24 protein-coding genes are annotated in these 23,951 nt (G+C 67.0%); 13 read left to right on the forward strand and 11 right to left on the reverse strand.

Annotated features, from left to right (window positions below; genetic code table 11):
• Positions 1-180 precede the first annotated feature (180 nt).
• A complete protein-coding gene (locus EEB19_RS19215) occupies positions 181-780 on the forward strand; it encodes a TetR/AcrR family transcriptional regulator (protein ID WP_187588958.1) in 600 nt (199 codons plus the stop codon).
• Here the strand turns inward: EEB19_RS19215 and EEB19_RS19220 are convergent.
• Complete coding sequence (locus EEB19_RS19220; protein WP_187588959.1) at positions 746-2,233, reverse strand: PAS domain-containing sensor histidine kinase; 1,488 nt, start codon at positions 2,231-2,233, stop codon at positions 746-748. The two genes, EEB19_RS19215 and EEB19_RS19220, sit on opposite strands and share 35 nt — an antisense overlap.
• Positions 2,234-2,387: 154 nt before the next feature.
• Here EEB19_RS19220 and EEB19_RS19225 point away from each other — a divergent pair, with 154 nt between their 5' ends.
• The 6 genes from EEB19_RS19225 (at position 2,388) to EEB19_RS19250 (ending at position 7,555) form a co-directional block, all read left to right on the forward strand.
• A complete protein-coding gene (locus EEB19_RS19225; RefSeq protein WP_187588960.1) occupies positions 2,388-3,560 on the forward strand; it encodes an acyl-CoA dehydrogenase family protein in 1,173 nt (390 codons plus the stop codon).
• Between the two features lie 47 nt (positions 3,561-3,607).
• Positions 3,608-3,970 carry a hypothetical protein gene (locus tag EEB19_RS19230; RefSeq protein ID WP_187588961.1) on the forward strand — a complete coding sequence of 121 codons (363 nt, stop codon included), beginning with the start codon at positions 3,608-3,610 and terminating at the stop codon, positions 3,968-3,970.
• Between the two features lie 58 nt (positions 3,971-4,028).
• Positions 4,029-5,306, forward strand: a complete 1,278-nt coding sequence (locus tag EEB19_RS19235) for a Rieske 2Fe-2S domain-containing protein (protein WP_187588962.1) — start codon at positions 4,029-4,031, stop codon at positions 5,304-5,306.
• Complete coding sequence (locus EEB19_RS19240) at positions 5,299-5,796, forward strand: aromatic-ring-hydroxylating dioxygenase subunit beta (protein ID WP_187588963.1); 498 nt, start codon at positions 5,299-5,301, stop codon at positions 5,794-5,796. The genes EEB19_RS19235 and EEB19_RS19240 overlap by 8 nt, the downstream gene beginning before the upstream one ends.
• Entirely contained in the window at positions 5,793-6,536 is a 744-nt protein-coding gene (locus EEB19_RS19245; RefSeq protein WP_262365790.1) for an SDR family NAD(P)-dependent oxidoreductase, read from the forward strand. The genes EEB19_RS19240 and EEB19_RS19245 overlap by 4 nt, the downstream gene beginning before the upstream one ends.
• A 68-nt stretch (positions 6,537-6,604) precedes the next feature.
• On the forward strand, positions 6,605-7,555 hold the full coding sequence (locus tag EEB19_RS19250) for a PDR/VanB family oxidoreductase (RefSeq protein ID WP_187588964.1): 951 nt from the start codon (positions 6,605-6,607) through the stop codon (positions 7,553-7,555).
• Between the two features lie 8 nt (positions 7,556-7,563).
• On the opposite strand, the gene EEB19_RS19255 is transcribed toward EEB19_RS19250, so the two are convergent.
• The 3 genes from EEB19_RS19255 to EEB19_RS19265 are packed head-to-tail and all read right to left on the reverse strand — an operon-like array spanning position 7,564 to position 9,855.
• A complete protein-coding gene (locus EEB19_RS19255; RefSeq protein WP_187588965.1) occupies positions 7,564-8,217 on the reverse strand; it encodes a response regulator transcription factor in 654 nt (217 codons plus the stop codon).
• A gap of 37 nt (positions 8,218-8,254) precedes the next feature.
• On the reverse strand, positions 8,255-8,533 hold the full coding sequence (locus tag EEB19_RS19260) for a hypothetical protein (protein WP_187588966.1): 279 nt from the start codon (positions 8,531-8,533) through the stop codon (positions 8,255-8,257).
• A 26-nt stretch (positions 8,534-8,559) separates the two neighbouring features.
• Positions 8,560-9,855 (reverse strand): amidase, encoded by a 1,296-nt coding sequence (locus EEB19_RS19265; RefSeq protein ID WP_187588967.1) that lies wholly within the window; start codon positions 9,853-9,855, stop codon positions 8,560-8,562.
• 144 nt (positions 9,856-9,999) lie between these two features.
• On the opposite strand from EEB19_RS19265, the gene EEB19_RS19270 reads away from it, so the two are divergent.
• The 3 genes from EEB19_RS19270 to EEB19_RS19280 are packed head-to-tail and all read left to right on the forward strand — an operon-like array spanning position 10,000 to position 13,287.
• A complete protein-coding gene (locus EEB19_RS19270) occupies positions 10,000-11,493 on the forward strand; it encodes an MFS transporter (protein ID WP_262365791.1) in 1,494 nt (497 codons plus the stop codon).
• A 37-nt stretch (positions 11,494-11,530) separates the two neighbouring features.
• Positions 11,531-12,703: a flavin reductase family protein gene (locus tag EEB19_RS19275; RefSeq protein WP_187588968.1), complete on the forward strand. Its 1,173-nt coding sequence runs from the start codon at positions 11,531-11,533 to the stop codon at positions 12,701-12,703.
• Positions 12,700-13,287, forward strand: a complete 588-nt coding sequence (locus tag EEB19_RS19280) for a nuclear transport factor 2 family protein (protein WP_187588969.1) — start codon at positions 12,700-12,702, stop codon at positions 13,285-13,287. The genes EEB19_RS19275 and EEB19_RS19280 overlap by 4 nt, the downstream gene beginning before the upstream one ends.
• An 11-nt stretch (positions 13,288-13,298) precedes the next feature.
• Here the strand turns inward: EEB19_RS19280 and EEB19_RS19285 are convergent, their stop codons facing one another.
• Entirely contained in the window at positions 13,299-14,090 is a 792-nt protein-coding gene (locus EEB19_RS19285) for an SHOCT domain-containing protein (protein WP_187588970.1), read from the reverse strand.
• A 97-nt stretch (positions 14,091-14,187) separates the two neighbouring features.
• On the opposite strand from EEB19_RS19285, the gene EEB19_RS19290 reads away from it, so the two are divergent.
• Positions 14,188-15,927, forward strand: a complete 1,740-nt coding sequence (locus EEB19_RS19290; RefSeq protein WP_187588971.1) for an FUSC family protein — start codon at positions 14,188-14,190, stop codon at positions 15,925-15,927.
• An 11-nt stretch (positions 15,928-15,938) separates the two neighbouring features.
• Entirely contained in the window at positions 15,939-17,423 is a 1,485-nt protein-coding gene (locus EEB19_RS19295) for a class I adenylate-forming enzyme family protein (protein WP_187588972.1), read from the forward strand.
• Between the two features lie 80 nt (positions 17,424-17,503).
• Here EEB19_RS19295 and EEB19_RS19300 read toward each other — a convergent pair whose 3' ends face one another.
• The 4 genes from EEB19_RS19300 to EEB19_RS19315 form a co-directional block, all read right to left on the reverse strand.
• On the reverse strand, positions 17,504-18,256 hold the full coding sequence (locus EEB19_RS19300; RefSeq protein WP_187588973.1) for a hypothetical protein: 753 nt from the start codon (positions 18,254-18,256) through the stop codon (positions 17,504-17,506).
• 147 nt (positions 18,257-18,403) lie between these two features.
• The gene (locus EEB19_RS19305) at positions 18,404-19,276 is read right to left on the reverse strand and encodes a nucleoside hydrolase (protein WP_187588974.1); all 873 of its coding nucleotides are present in this window, start codon (positions 19,274-19,276) and stop codon (positions 18,404-18,406) included.
• Positions 19,277-19,325: 49 nt separating this feature from the next.
• On the reverse strand, positions 19,326-19,745 hold the full coding sequence (locus tag EEB19_RS19310; protein ID WP_187588975.1) for a nitroreductase family deazaflavin-dependent oxidoreductase: 420 nt from the start codon (positions 19,743-19,745) through the stop codon (positions 19,326-19,328).
• Positions 19,746-19,848: 103 nt separating this feature from the next.
• The gene (locus EEB19_RS19315; RefSeq protein ID WP_187588976.1) at positions 19,849-20,193 is read right to left on the reverse strand and encodes a hypothetical protein; all 345 of its coding nucleotides are present in this window, start codon (positions 20,191-20,193) and stop codon (positions 19,849-19,851) included.
• Here EEB19_RS19315 and EEB19_RS19320 point away from each other — a divergent pair.
• A complete protein-coding gene (locus EEB19_RS19320; protein WP_187588977.1) occupies positions 20,192-20,827 on the forward strand; it encodes a transglycosylase SLT domain-containing protein in 636 nt (211 codons plus the stop codon). The two genes, EEB19_RS19315 and EEB19_RS19320, sit on opposite strands and share 2 nt — an antisense overlap.
• 61 nt (positions 20,828-20,888) lie before the next feature.
• Here EEB19_RS19320 and EEB19_RS19325 read toward each other — a convergent pair whose 3' ends face one another.
• Both EEB19_RS19325 and helR read right to left on the reverse strand, forming a co-directional pair.
• Complete coding sequence (locus EEB19_RS19325; RefSeq protein WP_187588978.1) at positions 20,889-21,518, reverse strand: hypothetical protein; 630 nt, start codon at positions 21,516-21,518, stop codon at positions 20,889-20,891.
• 62 nt (positions 21,519-21,580) lie between these two features.
• Positions 21,581-23,737: an RNA polymerase recycling motor ATPase HelR gene (helR, locus tag EEB19_RS19330; protein ID WP_187588979.1), complete on the reverse strand. Its 2,157-nt coding sequence runs from the start codon at positions 23,735-23,737 to the stop codon at positions 21,581-21,583.
• Positions 23,738-23,951 lie beyond the last annotated feature (214 nt).

Genomic DNA, 23,951 nt, shown 5'->3' on the forward strand with positions numbered 1-23,951 from the left:
CTACCTGCTGCGAACCAACCGCTGTGATTCAACAGATGTAGAACCATGGACTGTGATGAAGGCTACAGCGGGTGGGGCTGCGCCGGTAGTGGGGGCCGGTCGGTAAAACCTTTACCCGGGTCCGACCCGGCCTCCGTCCGTGCCGGTATCGTCGCGGTGTGACGACGCTCGGGAGGTGTGATGCCACGACTCGTCGATCATGACGAACGCCGTCGCGCGATCATCGAGGCTGCCTGGCGCCTGCTCGCCACCCGCGGGATCGACGGGGTCAACATGCGCGATCTCGCGACCGAGGCGGGTTACACCAACGGCGCGCTGAGCCACTACTTCGCCGGCAAGGACGAGATCCTGCGGACGTCGTACGAGTACGTCATCGACGCCACCAACGCGAGAATCGAGGCATCGGTGGGCCGGCGACGAGGACGCGCCGCCCTGCGGAAGCTGTGTCACGAGATCATGCCGCTGACCGAGGAGGCCACCCTCGAGGCCCGGATCGCCATGTCGCTGTGGCAGCGGGCGATGACCGATGAGCTCATGGTGGAGGTCAACAATGCCGCGGTCGCGGACTGGAAGGCTCGGATGGCGCGGCACTGGCAGGAGGCGATCGAGGCCGACGAACTCGCGCCGCGCGACGTCGCGGCCGGCGTGGAACTGTTGATGACCACGATCATCGGACTGCAGGTGACGGCGGTGCTCGACCCGACGACGGCCGGACGCAGAGCTCAGATCGCCATGGTCGACGTGATCATCGGCCAACGCGCGTCGCGAGCGGCAGGCTGACCTTCACCGCCGTACCCGACGGCTCGTTCGGCAGATACCGGATGGTTCCGCCATGTCGTTCGACGATGTGCTCGGAGATGATCAATCCGATGCCCGATCCATCCTGCTTCGCCGAGAACGCACCTGTCGCCAGCCGATCCGTCGGGGCACCGGACATCCCCCGGCCCTGATCGCGGATCCAGACGAACGCCTCACCGTCGGCCTCACCGGTCTGCACCGCCAGTTCCTTCACCTCCGTCGTCGGACGGGCGATCTCGTCGAGGGCGTTCACGCAGAGATTGATGATGACCTGACCGATGAGGACGTTCTCACCCTGGATCGGGAGGTCGCGATCGGGGATCTCGGCGTACACGCGGACACCCTGCTCGGCAGCGCGCAATCGCACGAAGTACAGACTGTCCTCGACGATCTCGTTGAGATCGGTCAACTTCGTCGTGCTCTCGATCCGGCGCACATAGCGCTTCACCGACGTCACGATGTCGGCGGCACGATGGAGTTGTTTCTCGATCTGATCGATCCCGTAGGCGATGCTGCGGGCGTCGATCGTCTCCGCGGATAGCCGCGCCTTGAGGCCGCTGAGATAGTTGGTCGACGCCGCCAGGGGTTGCCCGAGCTCATGCGCGAGGATCATCGCCATGTCGCCCATGGCGTGATATCGGCTGAGGTACTGCAGGTTCGCCTCCTGGTAGGCGTTCCGCCGTTCCCATTCCACGCGGTCGGTGACGTCGCGGACGGTCAGCACGCGGGATCGGATGCCGTCGTGGGCCACGATCTCGAGCTCGCCGGCCAGCCACACGGTCGCGCCGTCGTCCTTGGTGATCTCCTGTTGGATCTTCACCGATCCGGATCCGTTGATCAGCCGGTCGACGACGAGATCGCTGGTCAGGCGTGGCTCGCACCGGCCGAGATCCTCCAGGTGCACACCGGACAGCTCGCTCGGCGTACGTCCGAACAACTGAGCCGCGAGCGGCGAGATGTCGTCGATGCAGTTGTCGTCGTCGAGTACGACGATCCCGGCCGATGTGTGGGTCATGATGCGCTGCAACGACTCCGACACCCAGCTCAGTTCCTCCTGGAGTTCGATCTCCTCGGAGATGTTGCGGAACTCCACCATCACCACCGGGCCGTCTTCGCAGCGGACCAGGGTCGCACGGGCGTCGGTGAGGAAGTCGGTGCCGTCCTTGGCCCGGTACTTCCACTGTTTGCGGCTCGAGCCGTGGACGACGGCCGACTGCAGCCATGCGACCCCGACCTCACGACGGTACTGCCGTTCCTGCGCACTCATGTGGTGCGCCTTGAGCGGTTTGAGTTCTTCGAGGGTGAAGCCGAACATCCGGCAGGCAGCGGGATTGGCCCACAGGATGTTCTTGGACCCGGCCTCGTGGATGAGGATGCCGGTGCCGGTGTTGAGGATCATCTGCTCGAAGTCCCGGCGTGCAGGAAACACGGCCATCACCTCACCTTCTCGACCCAGGGTCCCTGTCTGCGAGGGTCCCACGCAAGTAAGGAATTGCTTACCGGCAGCGCGGGAAATCCCGATACCGGGGAGAACGTCGCGTCCATAGTGTTGCGCTCAGATCGACTGCCGAATCTGAACGGAGACAGTGATGACCACGGAGAGCATGACCGCCCGGGTGAGTGCCGAACCGGCGGGACCGGCACGGGAGGCCGCGTTCGATCATGCCCTCGACGTGCTCCGCGACCGGCGCGAGGAGTTCAACGCGCAACGGTTCGTGCCTCGCGACTACATCGCCCTGCTCAAGCGTGCGGGGATGTATCGGGCCTCAACGCCGGTGGCGTTCGGCGGTGAGCCGATGGCGCCGTCGGATTTCATGGCGATGGTCGAGCGGATCTCCGCCGTCGACCCGGCCACCGGTTGGGTGTCGAGCTTTGGTTCCTCGCTCGTGTACTTCGCCGCGCTGCCCGCCGAGACGCAGAAGAAGATCTACGCCGAGGGCCCCGACGTCGCCTACGCCGGGGGACTCTTCCCGATGCAGGAGGCGCAGAAGGTCGACGGCGGTTACCTCTGTTCGGGCGTCTGGCAGTTCGCCAGCGGCTGCCGAGGCGCCGACATCCTCGGCATCGGCCTGGCCGGCGGACCGGAGACCAACGGCAAACCGCTGACCGCTCTCGTCGATCCGGCCGACGTCGAGATCGTCGACAACTGGGATGTCGCCGGCATGAAGGCGACCGGCTCCCACGCGATCCGTGCCGACCGGCTGTTCGTGCCGGAGGAGATGACCTTCGTACGTGGTGGTGCGCCGCAGATCGACGAGCCGCTGACCCGGTATCCATCCCTGGCTTACGCCGCACAGGTGTTGGCCGTGGTCACCCTCGGCGCTGCGCGCGGGGCCCTCGACTACGCGCTCGAGGTCGGGGCGGCACGGACGTCGATCACCGGTGGCGCCAGCAAGGGCAACCGTCCCGCCTACAAGAGTGGACTGGCCCGCGGCGAGGCCGAATTGCGTTCCGCCCGTGCATTCTTCTACGACAGCACGGATCGGGTGTGGGCCAAGGCGGTTGCCGGGCAGCATATCTCGACCGATGACCAGGCGCTCCTCCGACTCAGTGCGACCCACGCCGCGCACGTCGGCCGCGAGGTCGTCCTGGCGGCCTTCGATCTCGCGGGTACCGGCGCCATCTACGAGACACACCCGCTGCAGCGATACCTGCAGGACGCCCTGGTGCCCGCCCAGCACGCGATGCTGCAGACCAACACCTACGAGGCCGCCGGCGCCCTGATGCTCGGCCTCGAAGCCGGCATCCCGAGCTTTCCCTGACCGTCCGCCGAACATCCGGTCCCACATCACATCACGAGGAGTCATCCATGGCCGACGAGCCGTTGCGCACACTGTTCTGTGTCGGGAACAACCAGAACTTCTTCGACCTGCCCAAGGCCGACATCGGTCCGGTGTGGGAGGCGACGATGACCTTCCTGGCCGGTCTGAACAACCTCGACGGCGTCGACATCATCGGCACGTTCGACGACGACGCCCACATGGTGGGGCCGTCGGACGGCTGGCCCTGGACCTTCTACGTCCTGGCCGACGTGCGCGACCAACCCACGGTCAAGGAGGCCTGCAACCTCCTGCGCACCACCATGGTCGGTGAGTACGCACTCTGGAAGTACTTCAAGGTCGAGGCCCGCATGGGCCGCGCCCTCACCATCCGCGACGACGTCGCCCGCTGAACAGCACCCGGACCCAGCCCGTTCCGCGTTCCTGACGAAACACAGTGAAGGACAGTCAATGACCACCATCGAGAGGCCGACCCGCCGGTTCGCGGACCTGGCCGAGACAGACCGCGTGGCCGGTCAGCTCTACACCGACCCCGAGATCTATGCGGAGGAGATGCGCAAGATCTTCTATCGCACCTGGGTCTGGGTCGCGCACGAGAGCGAGATCCCCGAAGCCGGCTCGTTCAAGACCACCCAGGTCGGTGATCAGCCGGTCATCGTGACACGAGACCGCAAGGGCAACTTCAACACCCTGCTCAATCGCTGTCGCCACCGCGGTGCCACGGTGTGTGATCAGCGCAGTGGCAAGGCCAACGGTTTCACCTGCCCGTACCACAACTGGTCCTACACACTCGATGGCCGGTTGCGCGGTATCCCCTATCCCGACGGGTACGAGGGCGTGGTCGACAAGAAGGACTATCCGTTGCAGACGCTGCGCACGGAGAGCTACCTGGGCATGATCTGGGCCACCTTCAACGCCGACGCCGAACCGCTCGAGGACTTCCTGGGCGATGCGAAGATCTGGATGGAGCGCTTCCTCAAGCAGTCCAACGGCTTCCCGACGAAGGTCCTGGGCAGCCACAAGTTCCGCTTCAAGGGGAACTGGAAGATCCAGTTGGAGAACACCACCGACGGCTACCACTTCCCGATGGTGCACAAGTCGTGGATGGCCTCGGTCGACGCCGAGACCGCCAACATGATGTCGTTCATGGACGATCCAGCCGCGGAGACCCACGCGCTCGGCAACGGACACAGTGTCGCGATCATGGCGGCGGCCCACGCCGACCTGGATGTCGACGACGGCAGCGAAGAGGTCCAACCTCGTTTCCAGCACCTGGTCGACGAGCTCGCCGAGGCCGGCGAGAGCTCCGAACGAATTCGCCGATACATGCGGTCCATGCACGGATGTGGCTTCAACCTCAACATGTTCCCGAACATCGCGATGTCGTCGTCGTTCTTCCGGGTCCTCGTCCCGATCAGCGTCGACGTGACCGAGGTGTGGCACATGGCGATCGGCATGGACGGCGGACCGGAGAGCATCAACCGTGAACGACTCCGGATTCACGAACACTTCCAGGGCCCGTTCGGCTTCGGCAGCCCCGACGATGCCGAGGGCTGGGACCGCGTTCAGATCGGCGCCGGAGGCAACCCGACCATGCCCATCCTCGTCAACCGCGGTGAGAACCGCGAGTACACGACCGACGAAGGCTGGCCCACATCGCATGTCACCGACGAGACCGGAATGCGTGAGTCCTACGGAATGTGGAAGAAGATGATGACCGATGACTGAGCTTCTGGCGTTCGCCGACCCTCGGGTGCTGCGGGCGATCGCGCTCGTCTGGAAGGAGGCCGAACTCCTCGATGCCAAGGACTACCCGGCCTGGGAATCGCTCTACACCGACGACGCCCGCTACATCGTCCCGATCGATCCGGACACCGACGACTTCGAGTCGTCGCTCAACATGGTCTACGACGACAAGCGGATGCGACGACTGCGGGTCGAACGGATGATGCAGGGCTACGCGCCGTCGGCGGTCGCCGCAGCACGCACCGTCCGCATCGTCTCGCGGTTCACCGTCTCCGAGGTCACCGACGACACCGTGATCCTCCGCTCGGCGCAGATCCTCAACGCCTTCAAGCGCGACACCTTCTCCACCATCGGGGCCGAGCTGACGCACACCATTGCGCTGGCGGCCGATGGTGAGGACAGGATCCAGCTCAAGGTGGCGCGCCTCATCGACAGCGAGGACGCGGTCAGTGCCTCCGGGTATCTGTTGTGACCGCCGGAATCGCGGTCGTCACCGGGGCGGCGGGCGGGATGGGCGGTCACATCGCACGCCGCCTTCATCGCGACGGACATCGCGTGCTGCTCACCGACATCGCCGTCGAGGTCGCCCAGCAGATCGCCGACGAGCTGTCCCCGGATGGGTCGACGGCACGCGCCGCCGCTCTCGACGTCGCTCATCGCGACAACTTCGTCAAAACCCTCGGCGACGTCCAATCGCTCTGGGGCACACCGACCATCATGGTGAACAACGCAGCGTTGACCCAGGCGGCGGATCTCATGACCCTCGACGAACCCGATTTCACACGTGTGTTGTCGACCAACGTGAACAGCATCTTCTTCGGATGCCAGGTCTTCGGTGCGGCGATGGCATCCGACGGCTACGGGCGGATCGTGAACATGGCGTCGCTGGCCGGCCAGAACGGCGGGACCGCCACCGGCGCGCACTATGCGACGTCCAAGGGTGCGATCCTCACGGTGACCAAGATCTTCGCCAAGGAGCTTGCTGCGCAGGGTGTCACGGTGAACGCCATCGCCCCGGGACCGCACGATCTCCCCGTGGTGAAGGCGACCGTGCCGCCGGACAAGCTCGACGCGGTCGTCGCCGGCATCCCGGTCGGTCGCCTCGGTAGTCCCGAGTTCGTCGCGGACATGGTCGGCCTGCTGACCGCCGAGAATGCGTACTTCGTCACCGGCGCCTGCTGGGACGTCAACGGCGGACTGTTCGTTCGCTGACCCGGTCGTCGGGACACCCTGATCCCGCGCACCACCGAAGAATCTCTGCACCCGTCAGGAGCATCACCATGGCACTCATCGACGTCGTCGTCTCGGACATCGTTCAGGAGACACCGAGCATCAAGACGTTCTACCTGGCGAGGCCGGATGGGTCCTCGGTCGGTGAGTACTCGCCGGGTGCGCACGTCGACGTGGTGGGGCCGACGGCTATCACGCGGCAGTACTCTTTGTGCAGCCGGCCCGACGGAAGTGAGTCGTTCGCCGTCGCGGTGAAGCGGGAGACGAGCTCACGTGGGGGATCGGCCGCCCTGCACGATGTGCGGATCGGTGACCGGCTGCAGATCAGCGAGCCGCGCAACCTTCTCGGAATCAACTCCGCTGCAGTACATCACGTTCTCATTGCGGCGGGCATCGGGATCACCCCGATGTTGAGCATGGCCCGCCACATGGACGTGCACGGGATCAGCTTCGAGCTGCACTACTTCTCGCGCACCGAGGAAGACGCGGCATTCCTTCCGCTGTTACGCGATCGCTGCCCCGAGAAACTGCATGCCCACGTGGGCGTGGGCCGCGACGACCAGGGGGCGATCTTGTCGGCGGCGCTGACGCGCGTGCCGGCTGGAACTCATGTATATGTCTGCGGGCCCGAGGGTTTCATGGACAAGGCTCGGGTGCTGGCGGAGACGTTCGTCCCCGCTGACGCGGTGCACATCGAGAACTTCCACGCGACCGAGCAGCCCGATGCATCCGAGAACTCGGCGTTCGAGGTCGAACTCGACGGCGAGACCTATCATGTCCCCGCCGATCGGAGCATCGTCGAGGTGTTGCAGGACAACGGTTGCGATGTCGACACGTCCTGCCAGGAGGGAATCTGCGGTACCTGCATCATGCAGGTGTTGTCCGGCACCCCCGAACACCGTGACAACGTGCTCACGGCAGCAGAGCGGGAGTCCGGTGAGGTCATGGCCGTGTGTGTGTCGCGGACCTCGGGCGAACGACTCGAGCTGGATTACTACTGAGCCGCCCGTCACCCGTCCTGCTCGGTGGGGACCTCCACGTCGAACCGGAGGATGTCGCGGACCAGAGTGCTGATGCTGTCCGCATCGGTCTTGCTCTTGATCCGGGCACGATGAACGTCGACGGTCTTCACGCTCATCTGTAGTCGACGCGCGATGTTCTGGCTCGGCAACCCCTCGACGACGAGCGCGAGGATCTCCCGTTCGCGTGGGGTCAGCAGTGCGACCTTGGCCTCGACCGATCGTCTGAGCTCGTGGGTCCGGAAGCGCTCGACCGCGGTCTCCACACCGGCCTGGACGGCGTCGAGGAGTCGCTGCGGGTCATAGGGCTTCTCCAGGAAATCGAGGGCGCCGGCCTGCAGCGTGGACACCGACATCCGGATGTCGCCGTGCGCCGACACGAAGATGATCGCGACATGCGGTGCGAACTCGTTGAGCTTCTCCTGCAGGCGGGGACCACTCATCCGCGGCATCCGGACGTCGAGGACGATGCAGGCCGGGGCATCGCCGGAATATGCCGCCAGGAACTCGTCGGCGCTGTGACAGATCTGCGGTGATATCCCGATGCTGCCCAGAAGCCAATCGACGGATTCACACAGCTCGGGATCGTCGTCGACGACGTAGACCGTCGCCGCGGGTGTCGTGTCGTCCGCAGTCTCCACCATGAGTCCTCGCTCCGAGGGTAGTGCCATCGGGATCCGATCAGTCCCAGGAGGCGTCGGCGGTCCAGTAGTTCATGCCGACGGCGCTCACCCGATGGTGCCACTCCGAGGTCCGCGACAGCCACGGTTCCTCGCGGCGCACCGACTCGTCGGCGGCCTCCGGGCCATCGGCCTCGACCGTCCAGTGCACCCAGTTGACCTCGCGGCCGTGCTCGTCGTGGACGAACAGGTCGACGTGGTGCCAGCCGTAGTTGAAGGTGTCCTCGTAGCAGGTGAGGAACATGCGGTGGTGGGTGGTCGGGCGCGGTGTCATCGCCATGATGTGTCTCTCTCTGGCCGTCGTCGTCATGCGGGCACCGCACGCAGGGCGCGGAGTTCGGTCTCCAGCGCGGCGGCCACCTCGAGCAGGCCTGCCTCGTGGCCGGGAAGCCCGATCAGCTGAACGCCCAGGGGCAGACCGCTTTCCGTCTGGGCGCCCGGAACGATCACCACGGGGCACCCGAGCAACTGCCACGGCCGGCTCAACACCGGTGACCCGGTGGCCGCCAACCCCGCCGGGGCCGGGCCGGGTGCGGCAGGGCCGGCGATGACGGTGTGGGCGCCGAGCGTCTCGGCCAGCAACTCGCGGGATCGATCGCGACGGATGATCGCTGCCGAATGGTCGTCGGATGTCACCGCACGACCGGCGGCGACGAGATCCAGGAGTTGGGGACTGAGGTCATCGCCGTGCTCGTCCACGATCTGTCGCAGGGTTCCCGCGGCCTCGAACGACATCACCGTGAGGTGGTCGTCGGCAAGGGTCCGGACGTGATCATCCCAGTCGAGCGCACTGGTGGCGACCCCGTGCCGGCCCAGGAGGTCGGGCAGCAGGCGCAGGACCTCCGCCATGGCCGGGTCGATGGGGTGCAGATCGCTGCCCGACCACACCAGTGCGGCCCCGACCGTGCTGCGGCCCGCGACGATCGGCGAGCGCCCCGCGAATGCCGCGTACACGTAGTGCAGGTCGGCGACGGTACGGGTCAGCAGTCCGAGTGAGTCGAGTGTCTCGCTCAGTCCGGTCACGCCGCCGAGGTCGGTCGACCCCTGAGCCAGAACCATCCCCGCCGCACCGCAATACGACGCCGGACGCGTCAAAGATCCGGCCGTCTGCGTGCCGAGTGCCACCGGGATCACACCTGCCCCGACCGCGGCCGCGGAGCCGCTCGACGAGCCGCCCGGCGTGTGGTCGTGTGCGTGCGGATTGCGCGTCGGCCCGGGTGCGAAGTAGCCGAACTCGGTGGTCACCGTCTTGCCCTGCACTACCGCACCGAGCTCACGAAATCGTCTGACGCACGGGGCATCCACGACGGCGGGCGCTTCCGAGGTCACCGTCGATCCGGCACGGGTCGGCAGTCCTGCGACGTCGATCAGATCCTTGACCCCCACCGAGATCCCTCGCAATGGCCGCCGGCCCGGTGTGGTGTCTTCGTGGCGCGCGTCGGTGGCGACGTCGGGAGACAGTTCGACCCACGCGCGCAGGTCTGGTTCGGTACGTGCGATCTCCTCGCGTACCTGTGTCACCAGTGTCTCTGCGGACACCGCACTCTCGTGCACGGCGGTCGCCTGGTCACTGATGGGCTGATTCCAGTAGGCCGAGCTCACCGTTCCTCCTTCATCGGTGAATCCCAGTGTGCCCGCTCATCAGTGTCGGCAACAGTAAAGATTTCCCTCCTATCGCTGTAGGCAGACTCGCACCTAGCTTCGACACCATCAGTTCCCGATCTGTCAGTCGACGAAGGAATCACGATGGCCACCAAGACAACAGCCACGACTGCGGCACCGCCCGGGCGTACCCGCCGCGTCGACTTCTCCCGGATGTCGCGACGTGCATGGTTGGTCACCGGGATGCTCGTGCTGTTCCAGATCGTCGCGTTCGCCGACAAGGCCGTCCTGGGCCTGGTGTCCGCCGACGCGATGCCCGAACTCGGGCTGACCGCCACCGAGTTCGGCTTCATCGGAAGCGCCTTCTTCTTCCTCTACGCGATCGTCTCCGTCATCACCGGCTTCCTTGCGTCGAAGTTCTCCGTCAAATGGATCCTCTTCGCCATGGGCGTCACCTGGGCGGTCCTCCAGTTCCCGATGCTGCTCGGTGGTGGCGCTGCCATCCTGCTGCTCACCCGCATCGTGCTCGGTGGGGCCGAAGGGCCGGCCACCGCGATGTCGCTGACGTCGACGCAGACCTGGTTCTCGCCGACGCGTCGGGCGCTACCGTCCAACCTCGTCGCGGCGGGGTCGACGCTCGGTCCGGTCATCGCTGCGCCGGTCCTCGCCTGGGTGATCGCGGCATGGGGATGGCGCTGGGCGTTCGGCGTGCTCGGCATCATCGGACTCGTGTGGGTGATCGCCTGGTGGGCGATCGGCGCCGACGGCCCGTACCGCGATCGGCGCGGGAGCGGAACCGGCGCGAGCGCACCAACTGACGAACGGACTGTTGTCGACGGCCATGCCGATACTGCCGACACCGATACTGCCGACACCGATACTGCCGAGATCGACACCGCGGACGTCGACGAGCAGAAGCCGGTCGTCATCTGGCGGGCGCTGCTCAGCCTGGCGTTCCTCTCGGCGGTGATCGGCGGAGCGTCGAACTTCTGGGTGCAGGGCTTCCTGACCACCTGGTTGCCGCAGTACCTCGGTACCGTTGTCGGACTCTCGCTGGGTGAGGTCGGGGCGGTTACCACCGTGCCGTGGGTGATCGGCGCACTGGTATTGCTGGCCCTCGGCGCTCTCGGACACCGTCTGCTGCGCCGTGGGCGCACCGCTCACGTGGCGATCGCGGTCCCGTTCGGATGTGCCGCGGTGCTCGCCGGCTTCTGCTTCATCGCGATCCAGGCGACCTCCGGCGTGACCGCGGTTGCCCTGCTCTGCATCGCCGGCGGATGCAGCCTCGCGTATCCGATGACGGCGTCTGCGATCGGGTATGCGGTGGGCGCTCGCCAGCGTCCCATCATGATGGCGACCTTGGGGGGCATCGCCTCCCTCGGTGCGGTCATCTCCCCGATTCTCGTCGGGTGGCTGATGACGACAGCCGGCTACGTCTCACCGCCCAAGGGAGAGAAGCCGACTGCGGAGATGGCCGATCGGATGGCCGACGGCGTGCACCAGGCGTTCACGATCACCGGGCTCGTACTCGTCGTCGGCGGGGCGCTGTGTATCGCATTCCTCCGCCCCGAGCGTCTCGGAACGATGCTCCAGAAGCGATTCGTCAAGAACGTCGGCGAACCTGTGGCCGCACGCTGACGGCAGCTGCGACCGCCACGACATCTCAGGAGAAATCATGTCCACCAACGCTTCCACCGTCATCGACCCATCCACCTTCCGAAATGTGATGGGGCACTACCCCACCGGGGTGGTGGTGGTGACCGGGCGCGACCCGGTCGGGGGAATTCTGGCGATGGTCGTCGGCACCTTCAGTTCGGTGTCGATGGAACCGCCGCTCGTGTCGTTCATGCCGATGAAGTCCTCTCGGACGTTCGAGAAGATGCGGGACTGTGAGTCGTTGTGCATCAACATCCTCGGCGGCGAGCAGGAGGACATCGTCCTCACCGTCGCCCAACGTTGGGAGAACAAGCTCGACGGCATCGACTGGTTCCCGTCCCCGTCGGGCGATCCGGTCCTGGCCGACTCGGTTGCCTGGATCGACACCCGGATCCGGGAGACCGTCGAGGCCGGCGATCATTGGATCGCGCTGTGCGAGGTGCGCGATCTCGCCGTCACCAATCCGGTGTCGCCGCTGATCTTCTTCCAAGGTGGGTACGGGAGTTTCGTCTGCACATCGCTGATGGCGCGGATGGACCACGAGATCCTCCCCGCGATCCACGCCGCTCATGCCGCGCGCCCGCAGGTCGAGGAACTCGCTTCGTCGCTGGGATGCGAGGTGTCGGTCTTCACCGCGGTCAGCCGGGACGAGATGGCCGTGGTGCTCTCGGCGACCGCCGCCGGCGTCGACCGTGCCGACGGTCTGGCGCATCGGATTCCGATGGTCCCGCCGATCGGGGACACCTACGTGTTCGACCAGGATCTCCCGGCGCAGGAGCGATGGCTGAGCAAGCTCCGCGACGCCGACGACGACATCCGAGCCATGCATCGTCAACGACTCGAATTCGTCCGTGCCCATGGTTATCTCATCTCCTTCCTCCCGCCGGAGGGGCCGACCGCCTACGCCTCGATGCGGGATGCGACACGTCGCTACGAGAGTGCGCGGATGACACCGTCGCAGGAGCGCAGCATCTGCGAGTCCATCGGCGCGTCGCCGGTCGACTATCACCTGAGGGAGGTGCTCGACGATGACGTCTACGACGTGGCATCGATCGTTTTGCCGATCCGCAACCCCCGCGGCGGATACTCGATGACGCTGCGCCTGGCCCAGCTCCCGGCCTCGGTGACCGGACGCGACGTGCGGGACTGGATCGATCGGGCGCGGGATGTCGTGGAGGCCCTCGAGTCATGAGCGGCGCACAGACGGACGACCCGCCTGACGACAGGGATGCGGCGATCGCCGCGCTCACCGCACGGATCGACACACTGGAGGCGGAGGCGGAGATCCGCCGTCTGCAGGCGCGATACATGTTCCTCTGCGACACCCCGTGCCCCGAGTTCGGTGTCGCCGATGACGCCGAACGCATCGAGCTCATCGTCGGCCTGTATGCCGACGACGCCGTGTGGGAGGGCGTCGGGGAGTATTACGACGGCCAGTTCGGTCGCGCCGAGGGCAAACAGGCGATCCGCCAGCACTTCCGACGTTTCTGGGGTGAGAAGAGCGAACCGGCATTGGTGCTCAATGCCCACTACCTCACATCCGAACAGATCCACGTCGACGGCGATACCGCCACCGGGCAGTGGATTCACATGCAGCCGTGGCTGTTCTCCGACGGCACCGCGCTGCTCCGGTCCAGCAGGCTGAACAACGCCTTCCGCAAGGTCGGTGGTCGGTGGCTGGTGACCCGGACCCGGACCGAGAACGTCTTCGTCGCACCGCTGAACGACGGCTTCGCGCAGAGCTTTCCGTCGACGTCGGTGCTGATGCGGGACTGATCGGCCGGGCGCTACAACCGCCCGAGCAACTCCGCCTTCTTCGACGCGAACTCGTCGTCGGACAGGATTCCTCGCTGATGCAGGCCGGCCAGGGATTCGATCGCCGCGATGATCGACGCGGCGTCGTCCGACGGTGCCGGTGTGCCCGACGAGGACGACGCAGGTGCGTCAGGTGCCGACGACGGAGCCTGATGGATCTCCTGCGGTGCGGGAGCAGCGACCGGTGTCTCGGCCACCTGCCGCGCGCCGAGTTCGGTCAGGCTGGACACATCGAACGTGCCGAACTGACTGGTGAAGGTCACCGTCCCGGAGGCACCGCCCTGTTGCTGTTGCACGCCGCCGATGTTGTGCTCGCCCGTGTCGAAAACCCTTGTGACACCGTTGACCTGGATCGCCAGCCGACGCGTGCTCGGGAAGACGGCGTACCGGGAGTCGTTCTGGCCACCCGACGAGCTGGGGACGCCGAGATCGCCGGGCCACCAGTTGTTCGAGGTGAACCCTCCCGACGACGCCGCCGGTGCCGGTGGGAACACGGTGGTCGTCGCGAGCAGGTTCGACAGCTCGCCGCACAACGCGTCGACCCGTGCCTTCAGTGCGTTGTCGAACATGTTGCCCACCATGGTCATGCCGCCGCGCATCCACTGGCCGGAGCCGCCGAGCTCCGGGATGGAGAACTGCGCCATGGTGCCCCCGCCGTTGTTGACCGCGAGCAGCATGGCGAGCACCGCGTCGCGGGAGAGCCCGTGTCGTTGCGCGATGTCGGAAATGGCGCTCTCGGCTTCGGGAGTGACGGTTGCGTTCATGGTGGCGCGTCTTTCGTCGGCAGATGTCGGGTCGAGCCTACCGAAACACCGGTGCGTCCGGATGTGGCCGGCTCCGCATCATGAGACCGTGGGCGACATGCGTGAAGTGGGCAGAGCGGTGATCACCGCGCTGCGGCCGGGGCCGCGTCCGTACGCGGTGGCCGCCGCCCTGCGAGCGCTCGTCGCCGCCGGCGTGATCGCCGTCGTGGGTGCCGTGGTCGGCGATCTCGAGGTCGTCGGGATCGCGTACCTGGCCGCGGCATGTTCGGTCGCCTTCGTCACCGGCGGCACGTACCGCAACCGGAGCATCGCCCTGTGCGCGCAGGGGGTGGGTGCGGCCGGCGGGATCGTCGTCGGCGCGACGCTGGACTCCGACCCGATCGCGATGATCGCCGTCGCCGCGATCGGCGGACTCGTCTCCGGTCTCGTCGGCGGCATCGGTCCGAATGCGCCGGCATTCGGGATGATGCTCAGCATCGGGATCGCCTTCGGGCAGTTCGGTGGGTCCGACCTGACCCCGTGGCGTCAGGCGGTCTGGTATGGCGCCGGAACGTTCGTCGTCGCGGCGGCCACGGTGTCCCCGTGGATCTTTCGGCGTGGCGCCATCGAGCGTGCTGCGGCCGCGGATGTGCTCGACGCGGCCGCTGATCTCTGCGTCGCCGTGGGAACAGGCACCGAGCGCGCGGCCCGCGCACGGCTGACCACCGCCAGTGCCACCGCCCGACTCGCCCGCACGCCCGCACAGGTCCAGCAGGTCTCGTTCGCCGTCTCGGCGATCTACGCGGACGCCGCGGAGAGCCCGAACGCTCATGTGCCGACCGGGGCCGTCGACGCACTCCGGGATGCCGCGCGACAGACCCGGTCCGGCCGGCCGATCTCGGTCGACACCCGGTGGAAGGCCGACACCGCGGCGTTGCGCGCTCTGGCCCGGGCGTTGCGTGGAGAGGTGGATGCCGACGACCCGCGCCGTCGTCTGCGCGCGTCGCTCCGCACCCTCCGGACGGCGACCTCCTGGCTCAACGCGGCCCGCCTGGCCGCATGCCTGGGCGTCGCGACGGCGATCACGGCCGCCGCCCACGAGCCGGCGCACTCCTTCTGGTTGCCGCTGACAGTCGCGGTCATCGTGCGCCCGGAGTACGGCTCGGTCGTCTTCCGGACGATCAATCGGGTGGCCGGATCGGTTGCCGGTGCGCTTGTGGCGGCTGGTGTCCTGGCTCTGTGGCCATACGGTGTGCCGGTCGCCGTGGCCGCTGCCGTGTCGCTCGGATTCGCCGTGCTAACCGCTCCGAAACTGTACGCGCTCAGTGTGGTCGGTGTGACGTCGTCGGCATTGCTGGCCGTCTCGATCGGACACGGCGACGTGGTGCTGCCGGTGATCAGGGTGATCGACACCCTCGCCGGGGCCGCCGTGGCGATCGTCGTCGGCTATGTGCTCTGGCCGGGTGCCAGGCGGCTTCCGCAGCCGGCGCGGTTGACCGCAGCGTGTGCGGCGGCGCAGGAGTACCTGGATCAGGCGCAGCTGCCGCGCGACGGGCGTGTGCACTGGGCCCGGCGCAGGGAGGAGGCCTATCTGTCGGCCCACCAGGCGAAGGACGCCTGCCTCGCCGCACTCGCGGAGCCTCCACCCGTTCCGGCGGGCGCGCGGCGGATCCTCCCGACCGCTGTCGAACTCGAGGAGACGACGGATGCGATCACCGCTGTGGGGGCTGCGGCCGACGCAGGGGACGATGTGACGGCACGAGCCGCTGAACTCGGACGCCGGCTGGACTCCATCCGACGCGCCGGTGAGGCCGTCGACCGTGCCGAATCGACGATCCGGCGCCCGATGTCTCCGTAGAGTCGTCCCTTGTGGCCTACCGCTCCTACGTCGACGACCTCGTCGCCCTCCTCGACCGAGACGCAGACCGCGTGGTCCTGGAGGACGACGACCGCACCTACACCGGAGGCGACTTCGTTGCGCTGATCCGGCAGCTCACCGCGACACTGAGCCGGCACGGCGTCACTCGCGGCCGGCGTGTCGCGCTGGTCGCGCCGATCACCGCCACCGCCATCGCCGCCCGCTACGCGGCCGCCCGCCTGGGCGCGTCGACGGTCTTCTGCCCTGACGCCGGATCCCCCGAACGACTGTCGATCTTTCTCTCCCGCATCGATGCGAAGACCCTGATCGTCTTCCCGGAGACCGGCCGCGCTGCAGGCATTGGCGGTGACCTCCAGATTCTGGCAGTCGGCGCGGTCGACGGTCTCGACGATCTGCTCGACGGACCATCACCGGACGCGGATGAGCACGACGTGCGGTCCACCGTCAGCGGTGACGATGAGTGCGCGCTGGTCGCCACCGGCGGGACCACCGGGATCTCGAAGGCCAGCATCCGGACATTCGACGAGTACCGCAGACTCGTCGATCTGGGCCCCACTCCGGGACGGCGGCAATTGGTCTGCACGCCGCTGGCCTACATCGCCCAGACCATGGTGGACACCGTGCTGCTCGGTGGCGGAACCGTGGTGTTGCGCGACAGGTTCACTCCCGACGTGGTCATCGACGCGATGGAGCAGACCGCGGTCACGCACGTGGCGCTGGTCGAACCACTGGTCGTCGAGCTCGTCGACAGTGACCGTCTGCCGGGCGCAGACCTGTCCTCGGTCGAGGCGATCAGCCATGTCGGTGCCGACGCGGCGCCCGCATTGCGCGCCCGTCTGGTCGATCGGGTCGGACGTCCCGTTTTGGTGAACCCCTACGGTGCAAGCGAATTCGGCGTCGTCAGCGCTCTGTCGGGAGACGACTACAGCGCATCGTCCCCGCACCTCGCGTCGTCCGGCCGGCCGCTGCCTGTCGCGGAGGTGGCCATCGTCGACGACACCGGGCAGCCCTGCGCCGTCGGCGAGGTAGGGCATATCCGCGTGCACACACGCGCGCAGGCACACGGGTACAGCGTGGCACCGGCCGAATCGGGCTTTCGCGACGACGGGTGGTTTGCCACCGGAGACGACGGATTCTTCGACGACGCCGGATATCTCACGATCAGAGGACGCGCAGCCGACCGTCGGGAGGCCGACGGCGCCGGCTGGTATCCCGTCGATGTGCAGCAGGCGCTGTGCAGCCACGGCCTGGTCCGATACGCAGTCGCGGTGCCTGCCCCAGATGGCTGTGCGACCGAATTCGGTGCGGCCGTGATCGCGGATCCGACGGCCGAGGTCACTGTCGCCCTGCTGTCGGAGTTCCTCGCCGAGATCGCGTCGCAGTTCGCGGAAACCCCACTCGTCCTGGTCGATTCGATGCCCACCACCGAGCAGGGCAAGCCACATCGCGCGGCGATCGGCGCGCTGCTCTTCTGAGTCGGGCCACAGCGCCGAACCCCAGCCGCCGAACCCCGGGGCCACAGCCTCTTCGTGACGGGACTACAGCGTGGACGGGACTACAGCGGCGACGTCGACCGCCACCCGGGACTCGGTTCCATGGCAGGCCAGGGCTGTCGACCAGTCGCCGGGGCGCGGCGCGGTGCCTCCCCGGGAATCGCTGACGCGCAGGCACGTTCGTCGGCGGTCGTCTGCGGATAGACCGCGGCGAAGTCGTAGCGGGTGACGAACCAGTCGCCGAACACGTCCCCGCCGGGTGTGCGGGCGGTCCCCTGGGTGTTGGTCGGCGGAACGATTCCGCCGCGGCGGAAATCGATCTCGACCGGCCGCGGGTCGTCGACCCGTGACTGCCAGCGGCCGTCGACTTTGATGGATCGATATCCATAGCGGCACAGCACTACTCGTGTCCAGCCGGCGTCGTCGACCCGGCGGAGTCCGGTGAAGAAGGCGGTGCCGACACCGGGATGCGTGGCGGACTGCTCCGAGGCGTAGGCCTCGATCATCTGTCCGATGTTCGACGGCGAGGCATCGACGAAACCGCGATAGCCCCAGTCGACCGAACGTCCCGCGTTGGCGAGTTCGAAGGACTCCACGAAGGCGCGGATGAAAGTGCCCTCATCACCGGAGGTGTCAAAGACCGGGCTCGGTATCCACCGGAACGTCACGTCGAAGGCGGCGGGGACACGGTCGGTCGGTGCGGGCGACGACGGGGCCGGGGGTGTGTCCGTGGTGCTCTGACATCCGTTGAGGGCGAGCGCGAAGAGGGCCGCCGCGGCGATCGCGGCGAGTCCGTGGCGACGCCTGTGTCCCAACGGTGGTCCCTTCGACGGCCCCCCGGCTGTCGGCTTGACTGCAGGATAGGCGCGGGGAGGACAGGAGCGCTGCCACGCGATGCATCGGATCGGCCTAGAAAAGGCAACGAAAACGACACGGTGACCGGAATCCGGCTGGTCAGATACTCACGTTCGGCGGGCGAGAGCGCGAACGCCCTCGAGGTCGACATCGACGACGGCCTGATGCGGGGACGTCGGGTCATTCTCCACCACGATTCGCACTGAAGTCGCTGAGCGGACGGCGGCCCGTCCGGGCACCCATCGGGCGATATCCGGGTGCAGGGCCACTGCCGCTGCGACGAGGTCATGGCACGGAACAGACCATGGTGACGCGCCGTTTCGACAACGGTTCGCGAGTCCATACCGTCGCATCGACGCGTGGCCTCCGATTCGGGTGCGTGGAAGATCAGCGGCGCCCAGGCGCAGTCGGCGGCTGACGTCCAGCCCTATCCACCACACGGGCAGGTCGGTCGCCGTCGCGATTGCGGCGGCTGCGGCCGGATCGTGTCGGGTGTTGGTGTCGGAGATGCGGCGGATGAGCGGCGACCGGTCGGTTCCCACGCTCGAGAGGATGACGATTGCTCGCAGCCGACGCAGCGACCCGGGATCGAGGCGGTAAGCACCAACGAGATTGGTGAGCGGACCGATGCACAGAAGGATGCCGCCCGGATGCGTGGACGCGTACTCGGAGATCGCTTGTGGTGCATCGCCTGTGAGTGGCACACGCGTGAGTCGCTCAGATGCGGTGAGGATGTCGCCGACGCCGTCGTGCCCGTGCGCCCACTCGGGATGCCATGTGCGCGGAGGTGTTCGGGCGCCGCAGACCACGGGAATCCCAGGTGCCACGAGCGTGACATTGCGCGCCGCCGCCATCGCGGACACGTTGCCCCACACGGTCGTCACGCCCGCGAGACGCCCCGTCGCGTGAAGCGTCGTCAGCGCCACCAGATCGTCGAGACCCCCGTCGGTGTCGACGAAGACCGGCGGCGTGTCATCCACGGTTGAATCCCACGACGCGACAGGCTGTCTGGTCGACGTCGCGACGACGTCAGGCGCGCTCGAGAACGACCACGGGGATGCTGCGGGATGTCTTCTTCTGATACTCGTCGTAATCCGGCCACACCTCGGTCATGGTCGACCACATCGCCGGCTTCTCGTCGTCGGAGGCGACGCGGGCGCGGACCGGGAACCGATCGCCCTTGATCTGTATCTCCGCATTCGGGTCGGCCTCGAGGTTCCGGAACCATGCGGGAGGGGCGTCCGTGCCGCCCTTGGAGGCGACTACGAGGTACGTGTCGTCGTCCCAGGGGCGGAAGATGAGCGCGTGGCGCCGCTGCGAGCCCGACTTGTTGCCGGTCGTGAACAGGATCAGGATCTCGGTCCCGTTCCAGTGGTAACCCTCCTCGCCATCGGTCTCGAGGTAGCGCTCGACATGCGGGTCTCCGTGCAACTCATCGACTGAAGCCATGGTTCCACGATGCCAAATCAGCGTGGGTAATACCGACGGTGATCATTCTGTGATTGTTGGGACGCGAGTCAAGTAACCGAACGGTTCAATCGTGTGAGACGCGTCACGGCGGACCTTCGTCGTAAAAGGGCAGTTCAGAGCGATTTTTTCGAACCAGAGGTTCGGTGAAATCGAGCTGTGAGCGGGCTGTGCGCGATGTCCGTATTGGACTTTTCTCAGGAATGTATATCAATCTGTTATCTGGCACCGGGTGCAGATGCGGTTCGCGCAGACCGATACGGCCCGGGTTCGCCTTGCGCAGGGACGTGAGCGTCCTCTTCACAAGTTCATCTGTCAGCACGTCCATCCACAGCGATGACACCACGGTACCGGGAGCGCTGCGCGCCTCGGCGGGTGTCTGCTGTCGGCCGCCAGTCCGGCCGCTCACAAGTATCAGGAACACCGTCATGTCTGTTGTCTCGAAGCCGCTCCGCCGTGCCCGGACCCTGTCCAGATCTCGAAGCTTCTACGCTGCCGGCGCAGCGACACTGTCGATCGCCGCGGCGGTCACCGCCGCGTCGGCCGGTGTGACCGAGCCCGCGCACGCCGAGCGACCGGTTACCTCCGCCCACACGGAGAATGCGGACAACCCCGCCGCGGACAGTGCCAACCCCGCCGCGTTCGCCTCGGCGAGCCCCAAGCCGACTCCGGCGCCGGCTCCCGTGAAGGTGCAGCAGGTCGCCAAGCCCGCCATTCCGGCTCCGCCGCCCGTACCGGTGTACCCGGACAACCTCGACGGCTGGATTCGTGAGTCGCTCGACATCCTGAAGGCCAAGAACATCCCGGCGAGCTACGACGGCATCTACCGCAACATCATGCGTGAGTCGACCGGCAACCCGCAGGCCATCAACCTCTATGACTCGAACGCCGCCGCCGGCATCCCGTCGAAGGGTCTGCTGCAGGTCATCGACCCGACCTTTGCCGCCTATCACGTCGAGGGCACCAAGTTCGACGTCTGGGACCCGGTCGCGAACATCGTCGCCGCCTGCAATTACGCGGCGCACACCTACGGCTCGATGGACAACGTCAACTCGGCGTACTGATCGGCGCCACTCGTCTCACCTGACGAAGTCGTCTGGTCTGGCCCGTGTGAACCGACTCGGGTCACCAATGCCGGTGCGAATGCCCGTCGTCGCTGCCCGTCAGTTCGGCGAGCGCACTGTCCCAGCCACGACGGCGATGACGGTCGAGCAGACCGCGCACGCCCATGACGGCGACAGCGCTCACGGCCAGGACCGCCAGGTAGAACGCAGCGGCGGTCATGATCGCGCCCGAGGCGGCATCAGCCGGGGTGAGCGGCTTGCGCGTGGTCTGGCCCTGCTCATCGACCCACATGGTGAACTGATCGCCGGCGTTCAGCGCGGTGTCGTCGACGTTGACCGTGCCGCGGTGGGGGACCGCATTGTAGGACCACCGGGCGGTGACGAGCGCACCGTTCTGACCTTCGGAGAAGATGACGCTGGCATCGTCGACGGCGGTCGCCTCGACCGCGTGGATGGTGCGGGCCTGCTCGGCGATCGCGGCGGACCGCGCCTTGTGCACGCCGCCCTCGACGGAGACCGCGAGCGGAATCGCCAGCACCGCGAGCAGCGCGGCCAGACAGAAGGCCAGCGCCTCCACGCGGTCGCTACGACGGACCACGGGATTGCGGCTGAACAGCTTCGTGATCGGCCAGCGCCGTGGGCTCAGCACGGATGACCTCGTCACCCGGTCCGGATTGGTTGCACGACGCACCTATCCATGGTGCACCCGCACCTTCCCGCCTGGCCAGTCCCCGTTCGGGCCAGGGACGAATCTCACACCTCGTCGGACAGCACGACCAGCTCTCGTGTCGTCCTGGTCATCGCCACATAGCGGTCCACCGCGCCCTCGATCCCCGCACCGAACGTGTCGGGTTCGACAAGGACGACGAGGTCGAACTCGAGTCCCTTGGCATGCGCCGGTGACAACGAGCGGACCCGTGGACGCTCGACGAAGGACGGATCGCCGATCACGCAGGCCGTGCCCTCGGCGTTCTCCGAGAGCCAGCGCTCGACGATGGCATCGCGTTCCGCGGAACGTTCATGGCGCACCGGCAGGCCGCTGGTCCGGATGGAGGTGGGGACGTTCGCATCGGGCAGAACCGCCTGGATGGTGGGCGCCGCCACGGCCATCACCTCCTCGGGGGTCCGGTAGTTCACCGTCAACGACGCCGTCGTCACCTGCTTGACGCCTACTCGCGACAATCGCTCCGGCCACGTCTCGGTGAAGCCGCGGCGGGCCTGAGCGCGGTCGCCGACGATGGTGAAGCTGCGTGACGGGCACCGGGACAGCAACATCTGCCAGTCGGCATCGGTCAGTTCCTGTGCCTCGTCGACGATGATGTGGGCAAAGGGGCCGGCCAATGCATCGGGCTCCTCGGCCGGCGACGCCGTCTGGTCGACGAGACTGTCGCGCAGATCCTGCCCGCGCAACATCGACATCACCCCCTCGCCGTCGTCGTGGACGGTGGAGTCCAGCAGGTCACCGACGACATCATCCATCCGTGCACGCTCCGCGGACAGCGTCGCCGCACGGTGACGACGGCGACGTGACGCATCCGGATCGCCGATGCGCCGGCGCGCGGCGTCGAGCAGCGGCAGGTCGGACTCGGTCCAGGCATACGGCTGTCGACGCTGCAGTGCGCGTACCTCGTCGGCACCCAAGGCGGGGGCACACTTCCGTAGGAATGCGGGCACCGACCAGAGATCCGCGACGATGTCGCTGGGTTCCAGCAGCGGCCAGGCGCGGGTGACGACACGGACCAGATCTTGGTTCTGCGCCAACGCGCGTCGTACCTCGGCCGGCCGGGCCTCGCCGTCCAGCTTGTCCGCCACGTTCGTGACCAGCGCTTCCCACACCACGTCACGGCCGTCGTTGTGTGGCGTCCCGGCCTCGGGCGCATCGAAGGCCTCGGCCCAGTCGGCGGGGCGCAGCGTCACATCGGCCCACGGGGTCTCCACGACGAAGGGTTTCCTCGGCGGCTCCTCGTAGAACGCGACGGCCGGTTCGATGGCTTCGACCATGGTCGCCGACGACTTCAGTCGTGCGATCGCGTCGTCGGATTCGGTTGTCGCGGTGGCCCCTTCGGGAAGAAGGTCGCGCAGCGTGCACGTTCGGACGCCCTCCTCGCCCAGACTGGGCAGCACGTCGGCGACGTACCCCAGGTAGGGCTCGTGAGGCCCGACGACGAGCACCCCGCCGCGGTTGCCCGCCAGCCGCGGATCGGCGTAGAGAAGATACGCCGCTCGGTGCAACGCAACGACCGTCTTGCCGGTCCCCGGGCCGCCGTCGACGACGAGGGCGCCCCGCGAGCCGGCACGAATGATCGCGTCCTGATCGGCGGCGATGGTGCCCAGGACATCACGCATCCGCGGCGATCGCCCGGCGGACAGACCGGCGATGAACGCCGAGTCGTCGTCGAGGGCGAGGTCGGCGGTATCGGTGCCCGGTGTGAGCGCCTCGTCCCAGTAATCGGTGATCCGTCCATACGACCACCGGTAGCGCCGTCGACTCGTCACCCCCATCGGATCGGCATGCGTCGCGGCGAAGAAGGGTTCGGCTGCCGGGGTGCGCCAGTCGATGAGCAGTTGTCGCCCGTCCCGATCCGTCAGGCCGACCCGGCCGATGTAGACGGGCCCGGTTCCGTCTGTGGGGACGAATCGTCCGAGACACAGATCAACGCTGAACCGCCGCAGTGTCCGCAGTCGGTCGTTGGTCTGATGGATCTCCAGATCGCGCTCGACCGCCTCCTTCCCATGGCCACCCCGCGACTTCTGCAGGTTCTCGAGCCGAGCGGTCAGATCGGCGATCGACGTCTGCAGGGATAGTGCGATGGCGGCGAAGTGGTCATCGTCGGCGGAGATGAGATGTGGGTCGGCTTTCGACGACCGGTTGTCGGTGAGGTGAAAGGCACTCCAGGTGCGCTGGTCCATGCAGGCGGCTCCGTGGGTGGTGGACGACATGGAGGAGGAAAGGGGTGTGCGCGTTGAGATCTCAGAACTCCGATCCGGTGGGGTGAACTCATCGTGCGAGTGCGCCGGTGGGTCGCGTCGGTGCGATGAGGTGACCATTGTGCAGGCGAACCGGGGCCTTGCGGCAAGGCCCCCACCTCGGGATATCCTGAAAAGGGAAACGGGGACGTCGTCG

The sequence above is a fragment of the Gordonia sp. OPL2 genome (assembly GCF_003797825.1).
Classification (GTDB): Bacteria; Actinomycetota; Actinomycetes; order Mycobacteriales; family Mycobacteriaceae; genus Gordonia.